General features: G+C 37.4%; 10 protein-coding genes and 1 pseudogene. All 11 read left to right on the top strand.

Annotated elements, in window-relative coordinates:
• A pseudogene (locus EZ456_RS14090) lies at positions 1-296 on the top strand (hypothetical protein); the annotation flags it as partial.
• Between the two features lie 468 nt (positions 297-764).
• Positions 765-1,532, top strand: coding sequence for an SDR family NAD(P)-dependent oxidoreductase (locus EZ456_RS14085; RefSeq protein WP_131531135.1), 768 nt, complete (start codon positions 765-767; stop codon positions 1,530-1,532).
• 282 nt (positions 1,533-1,814) lie between these two features.
• Entirely contained in the window at positions 1,815-2,720 is a 906-nt protein-coding gene (locus EZ456_RS14080; RefSeq protein WP_131531134.1) for a helix-turn-helix domain-containing protein, read from the top strand.
• 211 nt (positions 2,721-2,931) lie between these two features.
• Complete coding sequence (locus EZ456_RS14075; protein ID WP_131531133.1) at positions 2,932-3,135, top strand: hypothetical protein; 204 nt, start codon at positions 2,932-2,934, stop codon at positions 3,133-3,135.
• 196 nt (positions 3,136-3,331) lie between these two features.
• Positions 3,332-4,855 carry an alpha-L-fucosidase gene (locus EZ456_RS14070; RefSeq protein ID WP_131531132.1) on the top strand — a complete coding sequence of 508 codons (1,524 nt, stop codon included), beginning with the start codon at positions 3,332-3,334 and terminating at the stop codon, positions 4,853-4,855.
• 352 nt (positions 4,856-5,207) lie between these two features.
• A complete protein-coding gene (locus EZ456_RS14065; RefSeq protein ID WP_131531131.1) occupies positions 5,208-5,558 on the top strand; it encodes a glycoside hydrolase family 78 protein in 351 nt (116 codons plus the stop codon).
• Between the two features lie 1,391 nt (positions 5,559-6,949).
• Positions 6,950-9,820 carry a SusC/RagA family TonB-linked outer membrane protein gene (locus EZ456_RS14060; RefSeq protein ID WP_131531130.1) on the top strand — a complete coding sequence of 957 codons (2,871 nt, stop codon included), beginning with the start codon at positions 6,950-6,952 and terminating at the stop codon, positions 9,818-9,820.
• Between the two features lie 11 nt (positions 9,821-9,831).
• On the top strand, positions 9,832-11,598 hold the full coding sequence (locus EZ456_RS14055; protein ID WP_131531129.1) for a RagB/SusD family nutrient uptake outer membrane protein: 1,767 nt from the start codon (positions 9,832-9,834) through the stop codon (positions 11,596-11,598).
• A 24-nt stretch (positions 11,599-11,622) separates the two neighbouring features.
• Positions 11,623-14,853, top strand: coding sequence for a SusC/RagA family TonB-linked outer membrane protein (locus tag EZ456_RS14050; protein WP_131531128.1), 3,231 nt, complete (start codon positions 11,623-11,625; stop codon positions 14,851-14,853).
• 9 nt (positions 14,854-14,862) lie between these two features.
• Positions 14,863-16,614: a RagB/SusD family nutrient uptake outer membrane protein gene (locus EZ456_RS14045; RefSeq protein ID WP_131531127.1), complete on the top strand. Its 1,752-nt coding sequence runs from the start codon at positions 14,863-14,865 to the stop codon at positions 16,612-16,614.
• A 185-nt stretch (positions 16,615-16,799) separates the two neighbouring features.
• Positions 16,800-20,951, top strand: coding sequence for a hybrid sensor histidine kinase/response regulator transcription factor (locus EZ456_RS14040; RefSeq protein ID WP_131531126.1), 4,152 nt, complete (start codon positions 16,800-16,802; stop codon positions 20,949-20,951).
• Positions 20,952-21,221 lie beyond the last annotated feature (270 nt).

The following is a 21,221-nucleotide window of genomic DNA, read 5'->3' as shown; positions in this document are numbered from 1 at the left end:
TTGGGCTGAAAGATGAATCGATGCAGGCAGCAGATGTATTCAGTTCGAACCAAATAGATTATCTAGATATGGTAAGACAACGAGTGGAAGGAGGCACAGAATTACAGAAAAATCCATACAAAAAGCAAACCCTGGCTTGGGCCACATGGTTATTAGCTAGACTGGCAGGATGGAGCGGATATAAATCTCATGGTCCACCAGGATATATCACAATCAAAGAGGGGTTAGATAAATTCAACCAACAATTTATAGTTTATGCACAAGTAATGGAACACAAAGATGTGTGTAAAGATTAGCTTTAGAAGGGGGGCAGCATAGGAGGGAGTCTGAGATATTGTTACAGTCTCATGTACTTAACTCTTATGCAGGTAGAAATCGAATGTTTTTACCCGGAAGAAAACTCTGGATGCTGTCGTCGGGATGGTCGAGATTATTTCTCCCCAAGTTGCTATGGAGTTTTACAAGCTTCCCGAATGCCCTCATTTTTTTGAATTCTATCTGATAAGTTCCGCTAATGGTTGTTATATTATAACCGAAATCTTGCCTCTGGCCTTGGGAAAGATTGAGTGACTATTCTTCGGCTTTTGAAAAGTAGACAGTTTAATGCCCTGTTGTTAAAAAAGCTATTGATGGTAAAACCAGTCTTTACTTCAGCGAGCTTTCTGATAAGTAATCTCTGAAATGTATAAAAGCTAACCGGAAATATATAAGTCACCCATTTTGTTTCTGTGGAACTTTGCTATGTAATTTAAAACTACATAGAAATGAATACAGAAAACAAAGAAACAAAAATTGTCCTAGTAACTGGTGGTAGCCGTGGAATAGGAAAAAGTATAGCATTAAATGCAGCAGCGCGCGGACTTGATGTTATTCTAACCTATAACAACAATGTTGATCATGCAACTGCGGTTGTAGATGCTATCAATAGAAATGGCGGTAAAGCAGTTGCACTGCAATTAGATAGTTCAAAAACAAATACTTTTAATGATTTTGCTACTCGGATTGCGCAGGTGATTAAGAAAGATTGGAACAGGGAAAGCTTTGATTATCTTGTAAATAATGCCGGGATAGCCCAGAGAGCCCTTATAAAGGACACTACTGAAGAAATATTTGACGAACTGGTCAATACCAATTTTAAGGGGGTTTTCTTTCTAACACAGAAACTTATTCCCTTGATAAATGACGGAGGACAGATCATCAATATTTCTTCAGGTCTCGCACGATTTGCTTTTCCGGGCGTTGCTGTTTACGGAGCGCTTAAGTCGGCTACGGAGGGACTGACACGTTACTTTGCGAAAGAATATGCTGCCAGGAAGATTCGTGTTAACAGCGTTGCTCCTGGTGCCATTGACACAGAATTTGGTGGTGGTAAAGGTGATGATAGCCACCGCGACCAGATCGCTTCTATGACTGCATTAGGCCGCCTTGGATTAGCAGACGATGTGGGTGCATTTGTTGCATCTATCCTTTCGGAAGACAGCCGCTTTGTAAATGCCCAGCGTATTGAAGTATCCGGTGGAATGTTTATTTAGTTTTCAGAGAGGGGCATCCGAATATAGTTGCTCCTCTATTTTCCATCTTAAGGAAAGCACACAATAACAGGCACTAAACATATCATTTGCGTATAAACTGCATCAGCCATACGGTGCTTTTAGAGTCAGATGCTTATCCATTCTTACTTCCTGGGTTTATTCCTGTCAAAGCCAGTAAAGTGGTCACCGCTTATGAACGTGTTATTTGGCATTATCAACGGTAGGATAATTACTGTTCAAACATTTTTTTAGTAAATTTACGTAACACCAATATAATGTAAAATGAAACAGGCATTCGTTGATATAAATACTATACAAGAGCTGCATAAGCTTTACGGATGCCCGCCACCAAAACACCCATTGGTTTCCTTTTTACAGCTTCAGCAAATCAACAGAGACAACTTCCCCAAGGAAGAAACAGCTTTCCGATTAGGGTTTTATGCGGTATACCTTAAACAGTTAAAAGGATCGATGGGTTATGGGCGATCAAGTTACGATTTTGACCAAGGCACATTAGTATTTACCGCCCCAGGACAGGCAGTGACTACACAGCGCCGTATTTCTTTCGATGATGGATGGGGATTGTTTTTTCACCCTGATTTACTATACCGCACAGGCCTTGGTAAAAAAATACACGGGTATTCATTTTTCCATTATGATGCCAACGAAGCACTTCATTTATCTGAGGTAGAAAAGAAAACTCTACGTAGATGCGCAGATAATGTGACAGTAGAGTATTCACAAAATATAGATAAACATTCGCAGGAACTGATCGTAAGTAATATTGAATTACTTCTCAATTATTGTACACGTTTCTATGATAGGCAGTTTTTTACCCGATCTAAGCCAAATCACGATCTTGTACAACAATTTGAAAGGCAGCTATTGAAATATTTCTCAAAAGATTCACTCATCGATGACGGACTACCTGATGTAAAATACTTTGCTGCACAACTCAATCTATCGCCTGATTACTTGTCGGATTTGCTCAACAGATATACAGGTAAAACCACAATTGAACATATTCACCTCCAATTGATAGACAAAGCAAAATCGTTACTATGGAGCACAGAAAAAAACATTAGTGAAATTGCTTTTATACTAGGTTTCGAACACCCTTCCCATTTTACAAAAATATTTAAAAACAAAACCGGGCAATCACCTTCTGATTACAGATATATGAATTAAAAAAATAGAAAATGCAAATAATAACATGGAAATGTATGATTTTGATACTGACAATTTCCAAGATAGTGTTCGGATATCGGCATTAATTATTTGCTTTTTAACGACACAGCAAACCTGAAGTTTACTGTGTCGGATATATTAGGTACGGATTACTAACGGTTTGGGGCCAACTACCAAAACAGCGACTTAAACATTGTTTACCAATGTGATCTTGGTACACTCGAAGACATCTAATGCACATTCAGCGATTGACGAAAACCAGGAGACAAAACTTCTTAAGAAAAAGATCGATGAGTTAACAACGGCTTTGGCCGATGCCCAGCTGAGAAGCGTTGGATTAAAAACTAGTATTGAGATTGAGGAAACCGAACTTAAGAAGAACATTAGAAAAAAGCATGTTACCAAACGGTCTTAAGGATTTACATTCAGCAGGATACGCATTTGATCATTTAAATGTCGGATTTTTACAACAAAAAGTCTAATTTTTTCAAGTTCAGAACGGATCAGTTGTTTATTTTTGGAATAGATAACCAAATATAAAACCAAGTGAAGAGACGGATTTTCTTAATTTCTGTCTTCCATACTTCTGGTACACCTAACGGTTCCCAACTATGAATAGATTAACGGTAATTATGCTAGTAGTATGCCTTTCGCAGCTGGCGTTAAAGGTAGATGCCAAGAAACAGCTACCTGTCCAGGTCACGGACACCGCCTTGCAGAGAAAGACAGTCAGTTTGCCAAGTGGCAGGGCGAAAGCCATTCCCAGTGGCCCTTATCAAGATAATTGGGGATCATTAAAGGAAAATTATCATGTTCCGGAGTGGCTAAAGGATGCTAAATTCGGCATTTTCATACACTTTGGCGTTTACACGGTACCTGCGCATGGTAGTGAATGGTATCCACGCCACATGTATAACAATGAAGCATTCGCGAAATGGCACACCGAACACTATGGGGCGCCTGATATTTTTGGTTACAAAGATTTTATCCCGCTTTTTAAAGCAGAAAAGTTTAATGCCGATGAATGGATGGAATTGTTTGTAAATTCTGGTGCGCGCTACATTTGCCCGACTGCCGAACATCATGACGGTTTTGCGATGTACGACAGCAAACTGACTGAATGGAATGCTAAGAGAATGGGGCCGCAAAAGGATATTATTGGTTTGTTGTCGAAATCCGCACGTAAAAAAGGCCTGAAATTCGGGATATCCAACCACCGGATGGAGAACTGGGATTTTCTTTATCCTACAATAAAGGAAAAAACCGATGTGCTCGATCCAAGATATGCATCATTTTACGGTCCTCCGCAACCACCCTTGGAAAGAAAAGCACAAAACGCTCCTGTTGGAAACGAAATGGTCGCTGATCCGACCGCTCCACAAAACCCTGCTTTTTTGGAAGAATGGCTTGCCCGTATGCAGGAGATCGTAGACAGCTATAAACCCGATATGGTATTTTTTGATAATGGGGTCAATCCGCGGAAACTCGATCCGATCAAATTACGTTTTGCCGCTTACTATTATAACCGTGCGGTAAAATGGGGTAGGCAGGTGACAATAACAACAAAAAGTGATGCCTATCTGTTCGGAACTGTTACTGACTATGAAAGGCAGGGAAGAGCTCCCAAACAGGTCACCGATTACTATTGGCAGGTCGATGACCCTATTGCAGATAAATTCGGCTATGTAGAAGGTATGAAAGTAGTTTCGGCAGCCTCAGTGGTGCGTAAGTTAGTGGATAACGTAAGCCGCAATGGTAACCTGATGCTGAACATTTCCCCTAAAAGCGATGGCACCATACCAGAAGAACAGTGTAAGGTATTATTGGATATAGGCAAATGGCTCAAGATTAATGGCGAGGCTATATATGGTACCCGTGCATGGCCAGGTTCCCCGCAAGGTGATTTTCGCTTCACCATAAAGGACAGCGTGCGCTACGCGATCACATTCAAATGGCCCACAGAAAATGAGCTTGTCATCAAAGCCGCGGAAGCCGATATCGGGAAGCTAAGAAAAATATCCATGTTGGGACATAGTGGTCAGCTTGTCTTTACCCAGGATAGCAGTGGTTTAAAAATTACCTTTCCAAAAGAAAAACCCTGCGACTATGCATATGCATTAAAATTGGAGAAATAGAGAAGCGGTATAAAAAGCTTATTCTACTGTGGACATCGACAAACTGATTAAACGCTAATTGAATTGCAGCGGCTTATGGTGCTAGGGAACCTATTTACACTTTAATGCTTTCTTCATGTAGTTTTGCTGTATCTAAATGCGATTACTGATATTGATTATTGCCTACTCATTTAAAATCAAACTGTGTATTTGAATTATCAGATTATATATTTTGTGGTGATTTTTAATTGCTAGATTTATTTTAACGATCAGCTAAATTGTTCGTTTAATAACCAAACTGAAACTCAGTTGGGTGAAGTGACTTAATTCCCCTAATTAGAGAGAATAAAAACACTATCCGAATTTTTGTATCATGAAACAAACTCCTGCTTTTATTGCTACTATAAAAAAAATACAGATCACATTTGGATTAACCTGTTTGCTTACCCAGCTTTATGATCAGGTAGAGGTGACAGGATTGAAATGTGAATACCGGGAAAATCCACTCGGGATCGAAACACTTCATCCGCGCTTGAGTTGGCAGTTGCGTTCGCAGCAAAAAAATGTAGAGCAAACGGCCTACCGCATTTTGGTTGCAGATAATATTGACTTGCTTGCGAAAAATATTGGCAACATATGGGACAGTAAAAAGACAGTTTCGGATGCCTCTATCCAGATTAAATATAATGGCGCCAAATTACTGCCCACCAAGGCACACCTTTAGCCAACAAAAGGGCAAGCGCAATTAAATCTATAACTGTTCTGTACATATTTTAAAAACACTGACAGCTGCAAATAGATTTGAAAATATTCTTTTTCGAACATTATACCGTTTTTTCATTCATTTGCAAGGGAGAAATTATAGGTGACCGACCTGTTGAGGATTTGACTCTGACATTGGCCTTTGAAGTTAGATTACCTGCCTCGTAGCATATTCATGAATCTAGATAAGTAATTATTATAGATAATCATATCGTCAAACGTTTTAAGAACTAGTTACTATAGTTGCGTATTTTCATGAGCACAGAAGATGTCAATCCGGCTTAAGCGCAGAACATAAAATACAACTAAGATTTCAATATCAACAATCTAGCCGGTCTGCGCTGGCAACTTATAGGTGCGTCTGTTATTGCGCCAGTACTATCCGTTTACCAGTATCTGTTTTGTGCCAGGCCATCGCTATTCATTTAAGTGCATGGCTTCTGTTTCAATGGTTAGCTTTCTTTTGGCGGCAAGCTTAAATACTTGCGGGATTATCTCAGTAGTGATCGTTTTCAAAATCTCTTTTGTTATACTGCCGCCACTGGTTTAAGTATTATTGGTGGTGATGACTAAGGGTTGTTGGGTGCTTTGTGTGGTAACTTTTTTTTGAATTGGGATAAATGGAGGGGGCAGAGGAAGGACTTTGAAAATTTTCTTGGGTGGAGGGAGAGGCGGAGGTAATGGGATGGGTTAGGTTAGTGTTGTTGTTTGTTTCAATAAAATGGGCCGTTGTTTTTGCTTGGTATCAGATGGGGTTTGGGTTGTTTTTGGCTGTTCTCTGAGGGGCAGGCCATTTACTTTATCTTTTGTTCTGGATCGACGCTGCATGTTTTCTGATAGGAAAGGTAGATCTTCTGTTATTTTCTCTTTTTGTCGGCGTGTGTGGATGGGTATTGATTGAATCCGGGTGCAAATTTAGCTTTCCTGACCTGCACGTAAGAAGAAATTCTGGCATAAACGCATCATAACCGCATTGTCCAAAATTATCTATTATTACGCTGTTTTGAATGATAATTATTTGATTATCAAATCATTGTGTGTTTGTTAACATTTGTGCTATAATGATTATCAATCCTGTAGCTAATACGCTTCAACTTGTGATAGATTTATATTCGAATTTTGGGGGCGCCACAGAATTTGACTTAACCAAATATTCTTTCCGACTTTAACCATTGCAACAAAATGCTGTTTGAAAGTATACAAACTAAAGAAATTACTAACCAGATTAACCAAACATTATGAACAATTTTACTACAGTAACCAAACTGTTTCTTTCTCATCAATTGCAGCTTTTTTGTCCCAAGGAAATCCTGTCTGCTATTTGATCTCTTTAACCAATAATTTTTAAATAACATGAGAAAGAAAATTACAATTAAGCTTTTAGGGATTTTTATGTGCTTTTTCAGCATTGTAATAACGAAAGTTTCTGCGCAGGAAAAGCCCTTAAACAATATTAATAAGAAGGATAGCGTTATTGCTTTCGGCGATTCTGTATCTTCTAAAACAAGGATTTATCTTCCTTTTAGTATCCCATTATTTGCAAACTTATCCACTGTCTCCACACAAACCGTAGATAATTCAGATTTATTAAAGCACCCTGTTAACAGTGTTACTAATGCTTTAACAGGTAGAATAGCAGGCTTAAATACTCAGCAAAACTCCGGACAGCCAGGTTTTGATGCCGTTAGCTTGTCATTAAGAGGTAGAACGCCATTGATTTTAATTGATGGAATACCTCGTCTGATTTCAACAATCACTTTAGAAGAAATAGAGTCGGTAACGATTTTGAAAGATGCCATGTCTACCGCTTTATTAGGCGTTAGAGGAGCAAATGGTGCATTATCTATAACTACTAAACAAGGCTATAATGGTAAGGAACGCATTTCATTTACCATACAATCGGCGTCTCAAAGGCCGCTAAAAATGCCGCAAGCATTAAATGCCTTTGATTATGCTACACTAAGAAATGAAGCAATCCGTAACGAGCTTTCTGTAAATCCATTTTACAATACAGCATTACTTTACACTGCAACAGACCTTCAGGCATTTAAAGATGGCTCAGATCCATTCGGTCATCCTGACGTAGATTATCGGAACGAAGTTTTAAAAAGCAGAGCGCCTTTAAACCGATACTCTCTTAATATGAGTGGTGGAAATAGTACAATTACCTATTTTGCAGGTGTAGAACACCTTAAACAAGATGGACTTTTTAAAAGCACTGATATTTATGATACCAATAATTATCTGGCAAGTTATTTACTTCGTTCAAATATTAACATTCAGATCAATCCAAAACTTTCTGGTGGTATTCATTTATTTGGGAGAATAGGCAATACTAACGAACCAGGAGCTACTACAAGTGCCATTTACAGTTCGTTGCTAACCACGCCAAGCAACTCCTATCCAATATTTAATCCAAACGGAAGTCTTGCAGGTACAACAAGATTTACAAATAATATTTATGGAATGGCTGTTCAATCTGGTTATCGCCAAACCTTTAGACGTGATATCATCTCTGATTTTTATGTAAAAAGAACACTTGACGATATTACACCGGGCTTATACATAAAGGGTATGGTTTCATTTGCTTCTTACTTAATTGAGGAAACAAATAGAAGCAAACCCGTTGTTGCATTTCAAAGAAACGTTTCTGCTTCAGGCGTAGAAACGTACTCAAATGCACTAACGCAACCATCGCCTCAAACGAATGTTTCTATAATTAGTACCACCAGCGGGCAACCAAACGTAGGGCAGGGACGACAAACCTATCTGGAATTTTCTGCAGGCTACAACCGTACTTTTAAAGATCTTCATAATGTTAATGCGGCCGTAGTAGCTAATTATGATAGTAATGTTTACGGTTCTAATATTCCCTACAGTATAAAGGGCCTTTCTGGGAATGCATCATACGTATACAATGAAAAATATATTGGTGAATTTGCAGCATCTTACAGTGGGTCCAATTACTATCCAGGTAAGAGCCACTATAAAATGGGATTTTTTCCTGTTGCAGGATTGGGCTGGATAATTTCGAAGGAGGATTTTCTTAAAGATAGTAAAGCATTAAATTTCTTAAAATTAGCGGCTAATTACGGTAGAGTTGGTCATGATAACCCTGGTTATTTTTCTTATATACAACGCATATTTGGAGGTGCTGTAGCCTATTTTGGAACAGGAGCAGGAACAGTAACTACACTAAATGAGAGTACGCTGGCTAATGCAGACATAACTTATGAATACGCAAATAAGTTAAATATAAATCTTCAAGGCAAGTTTTTTAATAATCAATTAGGCTTTTCATTAGATTATTACAATAATAAGTTTAAAGATTTATTAACGCAAAGAGGAAGGAATACTTCGCTGCTAGGTAATTTTTATCCAAATGAAAATATTGGAAGGAACAAATATAATGGAGTTGAATTGCAATTGTCATGGCAACAGCAAAAGGCAAGCAACTTTAACTACTACGCAGCGCTAAATGTTGGTTTTCAACAATCGGTTGTTGAGTTTTTTGATGAAGTTGAACAGCCTTTTCCCTGGATGCAAAGAACCGGTCAGCGGGTTGGTCAGTCTTTTGGTTACGTAGCTGATGGACTTTACCAATCTCAGGCAGATATTGCAAACTCGTCTCAAAATGGCATAGCAACATTCATAGGTTACACGCCACAGCCTGGAGATATTAAATACAAAGATTTAAATGGTGATGGCATTCTAAATCAATTCGACCAAACCGTAATAGGCAGTAAAAGCCCATTAGCTATTTTTGGTGCAAATTTTGGGTTCAGCTATAAATTCTTCGATTTTAGTGCTTTGGTTCAGGGAGTTGCTAATTATACCATTAACCTAAGCAGCAACAATTATTTTGAGTTTCAAAATGGTGGACTTGGAAATGCTTTCTCGCAACATCTCGATCGTTTCACACCGGCAACTGCAGCTACTGCAAGCTATCCTCGTTTAAGTGTCGGATTCAATCAAAACAACCATACTTTCTCCAGTTATTGGCTCAGGCGGGCAGATTACATCAGGCTCAAAAATATTGAAGTTGGTATAACCATTCCCTCACGCCTTGTAAGTATTCTAAAAATAAGCTCGATTAGGGTTTTTGCAAACGGTACAAATTTATTTACGGCAACCAAACTAAAAGGTAATCTAGATCCTGAAGTTCCTGTTGATGCGTATCCATTGCAAAAGCTTTATAACCTGGGTGTTAATGTTAAATTCTAATCACAAAAATCATGAAAAAATCTTTTTCAATATATTTATTTTTTGTCTGCTTGGTGGCTTTACATTCCTGTAAAAAATTCGAAGACGAGCCAAAGGATTTAGATACATATGATATCATTTTTGACCCGGCAGATTTAAATGCGGTTAGGGCACAGGAATTTCTTAATAATATTTACACATTTCTGCCAACTGGCTTTGCCCGGGTTGGAGGAGATTTTTTGGATGCAGCAACTGATGATGCGGTTTCAATTGTTCCTACAGCCAACATAACTTATTATACCAATGGAATTGTAAGTGTTGTTAATAATCCCGACCAATATTTCAGCAATGCTTATTTTGGAATACGGCAGGCTAATATTTTTCTTGCAAACAGTGCGAAAATACCTGTGCCTGCCGGTAATCCCATCCGTACAAAACGTTTTAATGCCGAGGCCAGATTTATAAGGGCTTTCTTATATTTTCAACTTTTACAGCGTTACGGGGGTGTTCCATTAATTTCAGACAATGTATTTACCTTAAATGATAACCTTCAACTCAAGAGAAATACATTTGAAGAATGTGTAAATTATATTGCAAGCGAATGTGATGCGATAAAACCAGATCTGTATCCAGATAACGATTCTAATGCCAATAACTTTGGCCGCATTGTTCAAGGTGCAGCCGTTGCTTTAAAATGCAGGCTTTACCTTTATGCTGCTAGTCCGCTTTTTAATGGAGGAGGAGTAGAGGCAGATGCAGAACTTAAAAAACTTACAGGATACTTAACTACAGACATTACTCGCTGGCAGAAAGTTGTAGATGCTGTAGTAGAATTTAAAGCATTAGGAAATTATTACTCCTTACAAACAGGAGCTTCGGCATCTGGTTACAGAAATATTTTCATCAATAAAAAAAATTCGGAAGTAATTTTTGCAAAGCAAAGTGTAAATAATTTTGATATTGAGAACAACAATGCACCCGTTGGATATGTGGGATTTGCAGCTATTGCTGGTGGAGGGAGAACAAACCCAACGCAAAATTTTGTTGATGCATTTACAACGATAAACGGTAAACCAATAAGCCAGGATTTAAAATCTACAATAAATCCAAATGGATATGACCCAGCTAGTCCTTATGCAAATCGCGACCCTCGGTTTTATGTAACAGTTTTCTTTTCTAATGCTAATACACCATCGGCTGCTAGTTATAATTGGCTTAACAGGGCGGTTGAAACATTTGAAGGCGGAAGAGACAAACCCAATAACAATCTTATAACACAAACCAGAACCGGTTATTACCTTAGAAAGTTTATGGGGAACTTCGTTACCGGTACCACCTATTCTCAACAGAGCCACAACTTTATTTATTTCCGGTATGCCGAAATTCTGCTTAATAATGCTGAAGCATTAAATGAATTAGGCGGAAGAACTGAAGATGCCGTGAAAGAAATAATCGAAATACGGAAACGTGCTGGAATAAATGCTGGTACTGATGCCCGTTATGGAATTCCATCAGGCATATCTCAAGCGGCTATGAGAGATATTATCAGAAACGAAAGAAGAATTGAACTTTCTTTCGAAGAACATCGATTCTTCGATGTTCGCCGTTGGAAAAATGCTAACACAGAGTTGAATAAAACCCTTACCGGTATGAAAATTATAAGAGAAGCAAACGGTTCTTATACGCATGAAATTGTTCCTGTGGTAAGTATTACTTTTCAGGATAAACTCTATCATAATGCATTTCCTTATGATGAGACCGTTAAAAATTCGGCATTGAGACAAAACTTTGGTTGGTAATTAAGAATGTAAAAGATACGTAAAATGAAAAAATTTAAATTTTTTAGCATAGTATTTTTACTGCTGCTAATTACAAACTATGCAAGTGCACAGAACAAAACCATTAGCGGTGTGGTGCGTGATGTTCAGGGACCATTGCCAGGTGCAATTGTTGAAGAAAAGGGTACCGAAAACCGAACATCAACAAACGGTAACGGAGAGTATAAATTAACATTAAGAAGTACAGGAAATACCTTAATCGTTAGATTGATTGGATACGTTAATCGAGAGATTTCTATTAGCGGAAACAATTTAGCACAAATTGTTTTGCAGCAAGCTTCACAAGATTTATCAGAAGTGGTAGTAACAGGCTACACAACACAAAAAAAGATAACCCTCACCGGAGCTCAAAGTGCTGTTTCAGGTAATGATATCCGTCAAAATCCATCCGGAAGTTTACAAAATACTTTAGCGGGAAGGGTAACTGGATTTATATCGCAACAAAGAGTTGGGCAACCGGGTAGCGATGGAGCAGCATTTTTGGTAAGGGGTGAATCATCTTTAAACAACAACGCTGTAAATGGAGTTGCCAGTACCACAAATAACCCTCTAATTATTGTTGATAATATTGAATATTCTTATGAGCAATTCTCCAGGCTTGAAGCTAATGAAGTAGAATCAATTACCATACTAAAAGATGCCTCACAAACAGCAGTATACGGAATTAAAGGAGGGAATGGAGTTGTAATTGTTACCACCAGGCGGGGAAAGATTGGAAAGCCGAGGATTTCTGTCCGCACTGATTTTGCGCTTTCAGAACCAACAATTTTACCCGATTACCTTGATTCATACAATACAGCACTTTTAAGAAACCAAGCAGAAATTAATGATAATTCTTATGCCCCGAACCCATCATTTAAGCCAACCTGGAGTGCAGCTGATTTAGAAGCTTTTCGCACAGGTTCTGACCCGATAGGTCATCCCAATGTTAATTGGAAGGAAATGCTTTTTAAAAAATATGCTCCACAGTTAAAAACCAATTTCGATATAATTGGCGGTACAACAAAAGCAAGGTATTTTGTATCTCTAAGCTATCTTAATCAAGGTGGTAACACGAAAGATTATTATGAAGATTCAGGTGATAACATCAATAGTGGGTTCTACAATAAAAGATTTAACTATCGCTCCAACCTTGATATTAGTGTAACAAAAAACCTGACATTGCAATTAGATGCTTTCGGTAATATTGGAGAAATCAATAGACCAAATATTTTTTATCCAAGTACAAATGGAAATAAAGATGATTTATTTGCCGATTTCGGTAGCTACCTAGCACTGTCACCAATGGCATACCCAATTAAAAATCCTGATGGGAGCTGGGGTTACAGTCAGTTTCAAGCAAATAGTGCAAATTATTTAACACCTAATATTATCGAAAGACTAACCTACGGTGGGTTTAGACGGAACAACGAAAATAATATGGTATTATCTACTACAGCAACTGAAAAACTTGATTTCATAACCAAGGGATTAAGTGTTCAGGGTAGGGTAGCCTACACCAATAACTACACTGTTGCAAGGAGTTTAACCAGAACGAATTTACCTTCATATATCTTCAGACCGGCAGTTTTCGCGGCCGATGGTTCACTCACTAGTGCTGAACGTTACGACCCAGCCTTTGCAAACGTTTATACTATTGGTAGGTTGGGCAATGCTTATGGTACAAATGGTTCAGCTGGAAGCACGCAACGAAGACTTGCCGCACAGGCGCTGATAACGTATAGCAGGCAGTTTGCAGAAAATCATCACGTCGATTTTTTGGGTGTTTATAGTTTATCAAGCAATAATGTACGTAGTGACGATTTGACTTACAATTTTGTGCCGGCCAGTGTAATTAGCCGAGTTGCCAAATTAGGATACGATTATAAAAATAAATATATCGTAAATGTAACGGGTACACTAAGTGGTTCAAATAGATTTACCGGTAAAAAGAAGAATGGATTTTTTCCTGCCGCGTCTGCCGCATATAACATTGCAGAAGAAGAATTTTTTAAGAAAAGAATTTCATTTATTAACCTATTAAAATTTAGGGCATCATGGGGTATTGTTGGTAATGATCAATTGGCTCCAGGACGGCAATATGCGTATCAGCAAAGTTATGCTACCTCTACAACGAATTCTTACAGAACGAGCAACAATGGAACAAATTATTCCTTTGGCGAATCAAACGGAACATTATCTGCAAATACGGGCTACGCAGAAGGTGCTTTAGCAAACACGGATGTAACCTGGGATAAGGAAAGGCAATTTGATATTGGTTTGGATTTTGCGTTTTTCAACAATAAACTTACTGGTTTAGTAGATTACTTTAAATACAGAAGATACGATCAGTTGATTGCGATAAATTTAATTTCTGATCTTCAGGGTGTTTCACTACCTCCGCAGAATATTGGAGAATCTACCCGGAAAGGTTTGGAATTTGAACTAAACTATCGCTCAACAATCGGTAACGAGTTTGCATACAATGTTAGAGGTACTTTTTCCAATGTTAAAAATGCAGTGGTATTTAATGGCTTTGCCGATCCACAATACCCATGGCAGTCTGCTGTAGGTAAGCCGATTGGAGCAGAAGGTCTTTATCAATATCTAGGCTTCTTTAAAGATATGAACGATGTAACCAATAGTCCAACATCAACTTTTATACAAAGGCCTGGAGACTTAAAATATGCTGACCTAAATGGTGATAATGTAATTGATGATAAAGATAGGGTTGTTGCAGACTACAGCAATACCCCTCAAAATACTTTTGGGTTTCAGTTTGGTTTTAATTATAAAGGAATAGGTTTAAGTATATTATTTCAAGGTGCTACTAAATTTTATCTCCGTGGTACGGAAGAGGCTATTCGTCCTTTTTCTGCTAATCTTCAAGCAATACATCAACAGGCATGGACTCCAGCACTTGGCGATAACGCTAAGTTTCCGGTATTAACCACGCTGAGATCGATAAGCGATCCAGGAACCAATTCAACTTATTGGGCTGTTCCTGGTGACTATTTACGTCTTCGTACAGCTGAATTATCTTATGATATTCCTACAAGTATTGTAAAAAAACTAGGACTTCAAGGCATTAGATTTTTTGCAAGCGGTAATAATTTAATCACCTGGTCTAAAGCATTCAATTTATATGCTATTGATCCGGAGGCAACGCCGGGCAACGATCGTCAGGCATATCCACCATCACGCATCTATAACATAGGTTTGAACGTTAACTTATAACATACAAAAATGAAAAAGATTACCATTATTTTATCGGTTTGTATAGCAGCAATGGCCTGTAAAAAATCAACTTTTTTGGATAATAAATCTAATAATGCCCTTAATGAGGAAACAGTTTTCACAGATAGTGTAAATGCTATTAGCTTTTTAACCCGTGTCTATATGGAAATAGGGTATTCTTATGATAAGGATAGGTACGAAGCTGGTAGTACAGAGCAAGCTACTGATGATTCAGAATATGTAAATCTCAATCCTGCAAGAAGACCACTAATATTGTATGGATCTACCTATACTGCCGATAATACTACTGTATTTACTGAAACCTGGGTGCTACCTTATCAAAATATTAGAAGGTTAAACCTGTTTTTGTCGAAAATGCCAGTAATGCCATTTAAAGAAGTAACCAAAAAAAGGTTAATTGCAGAAGCCAAAATGTTAAGAGCATGGTATTATTATAATTTGTTAATCACTTTTGGAGGTGTACCCATTATAGGCGAAACATTATTTCCGGGAGATGAAATTATAACAGTTCCTAGAAGTACATTTAGTAATTGTGTTGATTATGTTGAGAAAGAATTGGATGCTGCTGCGGCAGATTTACCAATCGACCAGATTGGTAACGATTACGGACGTGTTACTAAGGGCGCAGCTTTAGCCGTTAAAGCTAAAATGTTACTCTTTGCAGCGAGCCCGCTTTTTAATGGGAATACTTGGCCTAGCGTTTCGGGTGGCACCAAAACACCGGAGCGTATTGCAGTTGCAGGTTATCCGAATTTTGATGTTATGCGCTGGCAAAAAGTGTTAGATGCAGCTGAGGCTGTTATAGCGCTTGGCTATACCTTAAATGTAGAAAATGCCAATCCAAATCCTGGTTATGGTTTTTACAACATGTTTTTGCAGCGTAGAAATAAAGAACATATTTTCTTTGTAAATCAACCACCCAACCGAGATTTTGAAACTTTTTATCTGCCACAAACAAGAAGTGGCAACAGATCTGGCAATCCTACTCAGAATGTTGTTGATGTTTTTCCAATGATTGACGGAAAATCCATAACGGAGTCGCCACTCTATAACCCGCAAGATCCATATAAAAATCGTGACCCAAGGTTTGGTTATTCTATTATATTCAATCAAGCATTATGGTTTAGTACCAGCACCAATACCAAAATTGCAGTTAACACTTATGTTGGTGCACCAACGGATGGATTTTACCAAGATGCCGGAACTTCTGGTAGCTCGGGCTATTTTTGTCGTAAAACACTTGATGAGGGATTAACCGGAAATAGCGGCACCACAAATCGAAATTGGATATTAATTCGTTATGCGGAAATTCTATTAATAAAAGCCGAAGCATTAAATGAAACTGGAAGAACAGCAGATGCTTATGGCCCGATTAGGGAGTTACGAAGTAGAGCAGGCATAAACGCTGGTACCGATTCTAATTATGGTATGAAAACAGGGATGACGCAAATGGAAATGAGGAGTTTTGTTCAGAATGAGCGACGCATTGAACTTTATAATGAAGACAAGCGTTGGGATGACGTTCGAAGATGGAAACTTGCAGAAACAATTTTTAACCGTTATAATAAGTTAATGAGTCCAACCAGAGTAACCGTATCTCCGCAATTCCCAACAGGTTATAAGTATGATGTTGTAAACTCTTTACGATTGCATGTATTTAAAGAGAGGAATTATTTATTACCAATGCAGATAGGTGAAATGTTAAAAAACACTGCCTTAATTCAAACTCCTGGCTGGTAAAAGGTTATTATTACTGCATGTTTATTTTAAAGTCTGCTGATTATTATCAGCAGACTTTGTGGCTAAAACGACTGGCAAAAAAAGCCCGAATTTTTATAATTAATGCTGTTTATATCAGCTGAAAAGAAATTTATCTCTAAATTATACCTTCTAAATCATCAGAGCACCGCCAAATAGTTATTCCTATGTTTCGAAATTTATTTATTGCTATATTTTTGTCTCTGTTTATTGTAACGAAGATATGGGCGCAGGCCGATCACTACCAATTTTCGCAGTTAACAATCTTGAACGGTCTTTCCAATAATCAGGTTTTAAGTATTTATCAAGACAAAAAAGGGTTTATGTGGTTTGGAACATTTTCTGGCCTCAACCGGTATGATGGACATAAATTTCGAGTTTTTAAACATGATTTTCACGATCCCAATTCCTTAAGCGATGATTTTGTATCCGCTATTTTTGCTGGACCAAATGAGAGAATCTGGATTCAGACCAAACAAAGTTATAATATTTATGATCCTTATACTGAGCGATTTGAAAGAACACCAAAGGCTTATCTCGCATCAATTGGTCTGCCTGATGCCGAAATAAAATCAATTAAAAATGATAGTAAGGGTAATTTTTGGTTTGTTTACGCCAACTTAGGCATATATAAGTACAACGAAATAAGTAAACAATCAAAGCATTTTTATAACAGTAAAGGTTTAGGTAGTATTTATTCGAGTGATGTTACTTCACTCTCCTTAAATGAAAAGGGGCAGGCCTGGATTGTGTACAAAGATGGCACAATCGATTTATTAGAGCCAAAATTAAATAAAGTGGTTTACCGATCCTCTGTTCTTCGCAATGCAAACAATGGTAAATCAATATCTTATTCTGTTTTTGCGGATAATGACAACGATTTATGGTTTTTTACAACTTCAACATCTTTAGGGGTATATTATTTTAATCCCGAAAAAAATATCCTTAAACACTTTGACAGAGATGGAACAAAAGGAAAATTCAGATCAAATATTGTGTATAATGTCTTGCAGGATAATGAGGGCTTGATATGGATAGGAACTGATCACGGTGGAATTACGATAGTAGATAAGAAAGATTTTAAAGTGACTTATCTTTTAAATCAGGATCATAACCAAAAATCGATAGCTCAGAATGCTATTCCATCACTTTTTAAAGATCAAATGGGGGTTATCTGGGCTGGAACTTTTAAAAAAGGAATTAGCTACTACCATAAAAATATTATAAAGTTTGCCCAATATAAGCATAGCGTACTGGATAAGAACAGCTTGCCCTTTGATGACGTTAACCGCTTCGCTGAAGATAATTTAGGAAATCTATGGATTGGTACAAATGGAGGAGGTCTATTATATTTCGATAGGAAACGAAATACCTATACAAAATACAAACATGATCCTCAAAATTCGAATAGCATTTCCAGTGATATAGTGGTTAGCCTATTGGTTGATCATGATGGGAAATTATGGATTGGAACATATTGGGGTGGTTTGGATTGCTTTGACGGTAATAAGTTCGAGCATTTTAAGCATGATGAAACCAGGCCTGGAAGCATATCCGACGACCGGGTGTGGAAGATATTCGAAGACTCTTCCAAACAATTATGGGTAGGAACTTTAGCTGGTGGTTTAAATCTTTTTGATAGGGCTACCAAAACATTTCGGCATTATGGCCCTGAAAAAAAGAATTCGATTACTTTCGGCTATGTTCCAGCCTTATTTGAAGATTCCAATAAAAATCTCTGGGTAGGAGGTTGGGGTATTGATGTATTAAATCATAAAACCGGAAAATTCAGACATTTTACCCGCAATCTAAAAAATCCTCACAGCCTCGTTCAGAATAATGTAAGCTCAATTATAGAAGACAGTAGAAAGCTTATCTGGATAGGCACTCGTGAAGGTCTTTCTGTTTATGACCCTTCTACAGCAAAGTTTAATAATTTCAGGAAAGAAAACGGACTTCCGGATAATACAATTCTTGGTATTTTAGAAGATGATGATAATAACATGTGGCTAAGTACGGCAAATGGTATCAGTAAGGTCAAAGTAAGTAGAAAAGGAAGTAAATACCTACTGCGTTTTCAGTATTTTGATGAATCTGATGGTTTGCAGGGAAAGGAATTTAATGAAAATGCTGCTTATAAAACCAAAGCAGGTGAGCTCATTTTTGGAGGTGCCAACGGTTTCAATATTTTCAAACCATCAAAAATTCAGATAACTAAAAATAAAATTAATCTTGTATTTACCGATTTTCAAGTTTTTAATAAAAGTATTAAGCCAAAAGAATCAGTAGAAGGACATTTGCTTTTACAAAAATCAATAACCGAGACCGAAAATATTGAATTGAAACACAACGAAAATGCTTTCGGAATTGAATTTGCAGCCCTAAATTTTTTCAACTCAAAAAAACTTACTTATCACTATATGATGAGGGGTTTCGACAAAAAGTGGATAGACGCTGAGAACGATATCCGGAAAGCCAGCTATACAAATTTAAATCCGGGAAATTATGAGTTTTTGGTAAGAGTAATTGACCCTGATGTACCAGGTTCATTCGAAGACAGGGCTTTGAAAATTCAAATATTACCCCCGTTTTGGAAAACAAACTTAGCTTATCTGTTATACTTTTTGACACTTTCTGGTTTACTACTTTATATCCGTTACAGGGGTATTCAAAAATTAAAAAAAGAATTTGCGATAGACCAGGAACGTGCTGAAAATAAACATATTTTGGAGGCGGAAAGGCAAGATGCAGAACGCATTCATGAACTTGATTTAATGAAGATAAAGTTTTTAACTAACGTAAGTCATGAGTTTAGAACACCAATATCACTGATCATGGCTCCGGCAGATAAAATGTTGCAAAATGCTGAATCACCAGACCAGAAGCATCAGATACAAATTATTAAACGCAATGCATATAGATTGTTAAGTCTTGTAAATCAGCTGCTGGATTTCAGAAAACTTGAAGTGCAGGAACTAAAATTTCATGGAACGTCTGGAGATATTGTACAGTTTATCGCCGATATTGTACAGTCTTTTACTGATGTAGCAGAAGCAAAGCAGATAGGTTTTGATTTTGATAGCGATATTGAGCAATACAACACCATATTTGATCATGATAAGATCGAAAGAATTATATTTAACCTGCTTTCAAACTCGTTCAAATTTACTACTTCAGGGGGGTATGTGACCGTACTGTTAAGTTTCAGGTCGAATGCTATAAATGAGGAACTTTCGCAACTCGAAATAAGAATAGTTGATACCGGAATCGGTATCCCTGAAGATAAGCTCGATAGAATTTTCGAACCGTTTTTCCAAAGTGATGTGCCAGGTTCCATGCTCAACCAAGGCAGTGGAATAGGTCTATCAATCGTTAAAGAATTTGTGAATATACATGGTGGTGAAATTTATGTAGAAAGTGAAATTAATCAGGGTAGTTGTTTTTCGATTATTTTACCATTAACCTTGACCACGAATAGTTCTAATTCGATTAATAAGGTTGTAGCCAAAAATAATTTGCAAGACGGGAAAAAGAAAATTGATTCAAGGAAACCAAAAATTTTGCTTGTGGAAGACAACGATGATTTTAGGGTTTACCTAAAAGATAGTTTAAAAGAGATATTTAATGTCCAGGATGCTGCAAATGGGAAAGATGGATGGCAAAAAGCACTTGCGTTACATCCCGACTTAATTGTAAGTGATATAAATATGCCACAGATGAGTGGTACCGAACTTTGCCATAAAATTAAAAATGACATAAGGACTTCCCACATTCCTTTCATCCTACTGACCGCACTATCAGAGGAAGCTGAACAGGTTAGTGGATTGAAAATCGGGGCCAATGATTATCTGACAAAACCCTTCAACTTCGAAATACTAATCTCCAAGATTAAAAACTTATTAATTCTGCAGGAAAACTTTAAAAAAACCTATACCAAACACCTGCAGGTCAACCTCCCGGAGATGGAAAGCCAATCACATGATGAGAAGTTTGTGACCAATGTCCTTAAATACGTTGAAAATAATATTATCAATCCCAACTTATCTGTAGAAGACTTAAGTAAGCAGATGAATATGAGCAGGGTTTCCCTTTATAAGAAGATACTGCTCCTTACCGGTAAATCTCCTGTCGAGTTTATCCGATCTTATCGCCTTCAGAAAGCTGCCCAACTATTTGAAAAAAGTCAGTTAAATGTTGTGGAGGTTTCTTACGAAGTGGGTTTCAATTCGCCCAATTATTTTTCTAGATCTTTCAAAGCAGAATTTAAAATGCTTCCATCGGAATATATTGCCCAGCTTAGAAAAAGGAATCTGAACTAAAGATTTTTTAGGATGGTTTCAATGTAAATGTTGTGATAGAATAACCTGTAAGTGCCTTGTAGATAGTTATTTATATTTTAGTTAACATTTATGCCATTTATATTAACATGCATGCGCCTGCTGTCATTGTAACAACTATAATTTTATCTGCAGGAATGATTTAATATTTGTTACCAGGAGGTAGAGCTTAATAATGTGAAAACAGACTTATTTATGTTGGTACCCTAAGTTTCGCAACAACAGAGATCAAACCGTTATAAATTACTAACC

The sequence above is a fragment of the Pedobacter psychrodurus genome (assembly GCF_004331735.1).
GTDB lineage: Bacteria > Bacteroidota > Bacteroidia > Sphingobacteriales > Sphingobacteriaceae > Pedobacter > Pedobacter psychrodurus.
The sequence above is the reverse complement of the archived record's forward strand: the minus strand, read 5'-3'. Positions and strand labels throughout refer to the sequence as shown.

What these genes read in the sequence shown, in the direction of transcription:
- EZ456_RS14070 (WP_131531132.1), top strand. Translation starts at nt 3,332, where the DNA reads ATGAATAGATTAACGGTAATTATGCTAGTAGTATGCCTTTCGCAGCTG.
- EZ456_RS14045 (WP_131531127.1), top strand. Translation starts at nt 14,863, where the DNA reads ATGAAAAAGATTACCATTATTTTATCGGTTTGTATAGCAGCAATGGCC.
- EZ456_RS14050 (WP_131531128.1), top strand. Translation starts at nt 11,623, where the DNA reads ATGAAAAAATTTAAATTTTTTAGCATAGTATTTTTACTGCTGCTAATT.
- EZ456_RS14065 (WP_131531131.1), top strand. Translation starts at nt 5,208, where the DNA reads ATGAAACAAACTCCTGCTTTTATTGCTACTATAAAAAAAATACAGATC.
- EZ456_RS14060 (WP_131531130.1), top strand. Translation starts at nt 6,950, where the DNA reads ATGAGAAAGAAAATTACAATTAAGCTTTTAGGGATTTTTATGTGCTTT.
- EZ456_RS14055 (WP_131531129.1), top strand. Translation starts at nt 9,832, where the DNA reads ATGAAAAAATCTTTTTCAATATATTTATTTTTTGTCTGCTTGGTGGCT.
- EZ456_RS14080 (WP_131531134.1), top strand. Translation starts at nt 1,815, where the DNA reads ATGAAACAGGCATTCGTTGATATAAATACTATACAAGAGCTGCATAAG.
- EZ456_RS14085 (WP_131531135.1), top strand. Translation starts at nt 765, where the DNA reads ATGAATACAGAAAACAAAGAAACAAAAATTGTCCTAGTAACTGGTGGT.
- EZ456_RS14040 (WP_131531126.1), top strand. Translation starts at nt 16,800, where the DNA reads ATGTTTCGAAATTTATTTATTGCTATATTTTTGTCTCTGTTTATTGTA.